Here is a 1,471-nt window from a genome sequence, read left to right as displayed (position 1 = left end):
AAAAACAATAAATAACTAATTTTAAACAAAAATCTAAAATATTAAAAATTTAATATAACAATTTTTTATTAAAATAATATATTTTTAAAATAATTAAAACTAAAAAACATTATAAAAAATAAAATTAAAATAATTAAAAATAGCTATAAAATAATTAAAATAAAATATAAAAACTAATTTTTAATCTCACTTTCAACTAATTTTAATGCTTCTTCAATTATTTGATCCATATTATAATATTTATACATACCTAAACGTCCACCAAAAATAAGATTATTCTCATTTTTAGCAAGTTTTTGATATTTTTCAAATAACTTATTATTTTTATCATTATTTACTGGATAATATGCTTCCATACCTTTTTCCCAATTTTGAGGATATTCATGAGTAATAATTGTTTTAGGAGAATCTGCACCTTCAAAGTGTTTATGTTCAATAATCCTTGTAAATGGTGTTTCTGCATCAGTATAATTAATTACAGCATTTCCTTGATAATTATCAATATCCAAAGTTTCAGTTTCAAACCTTAAACCACGATATTCTAATTCACCATAACAATAATCATAGTATTGATCTATCATACCAGTAAATAAAATTTTATCAGCAATATTCTCCCATTTGTCTTTATTAGTAAAGAAATCTGTATTTAATTTAACTTCAATACCATCAAGAAGTTTTTCAATTATTTGAGTATATCCTCCCATTGGTATTCCTTGATATAAATCATTGAAATAATTATTATCATATGTTAAACGTACAGGTAAACGTTTAATAATAAATGCTGGAAGTTCAGTACATTTTTTACCCCATTGTTTTTCAGTGTATCCTTTAATTAATTTTTCATAAATATCTCTACCTACTAAACTAATAGCTTGTTCTTCAAGATTTTTAGGATTTGTAATACCTGCTTCTTCTTTCTGTTTTTCAATAATAGAAATAGCTTCTTGTGGAGTTTTAATATTCCACATTTCATGGAAAGTATTCATATTAAATGGGAGATTATATAATTCACCATTATAATTTGCAATTGGAGAATTTGTAAAACGATTAAATTTAGCATATTTATTAATATACTTCCATACCTCTTCATTACTTGTATGAAAGATATGAGCACCATATTTATGAACATTAATTCCTTCTTCATTATAAGTATAAACATTTCCACCAATATGATTTCTTTTCTCAATAACTAAACATTTATATCCTTTATCAGTCATTTCACGTGCAAATACTGAACCAAAAAGTCCAGATCCAACAATTAAATAATCATAATCCATATAATCACAATAATAATTTATAATTTATATAAAATTTTAATATTATAAAATAGCTATTAATATAATAAATCCTAGATTAAATTTTTATAAAATAACTAAAGTATTATTTAATATAAATCTTAATAAAAAATCTATATTTTTAATAATATATAATTCACTTTTTTTTAAAATTAAAGAAGATATAATTATTATAA

1 protein-coding gene is annotated in these 1,471 nt (G+C 21.0%); it reads right to left on the bottom strand.

The window, feature by feature from the left end; translation table 11 throughout:
* Window positions 1-173 precede the first annotated feature (173 nt).
* The gene (gene glf / locus BGI41_RS08090; protein ID WP_088540189.1) at window positions 174-1,277 is read right to left on the bottom strand and encodes a UDP-galactopyranose mutase; all 1,104 of its coding nucleotides are present in this window, start codon (window positions 1,275-1,277) and stop codon (window positions 174-176) included.
* Window positions 1,278-1,471 lie beyond the last annotated feature (194 nt).

Origin of the sequence: Methanobrevibacter sp. 87.7, from assembly GCF_002208625.1 — an archaeon.
In the GTDB taxonomy this organism is placed as follows: domain Archaea; phylum Methanobacteriota; class Methanobacteria; order Methanobacteriales; family Methanobacteriaceae; genus Methanarmilla.
The sequence above is the reverse complement of the archived record's forward strand: the minus strand, read 5'-3'. Positions and strand labels throughout refer to the sequence as shown.

Bases quoted from the DNA above. Each gene is read 5' to 3' on its own strand.
- glf (WP_088540189.1), bottom strand. From the start codon at position 1,277: ATGGATTATGATTATTTAATTGTTGGATCTGGACTTTTTGGTTCAGTA.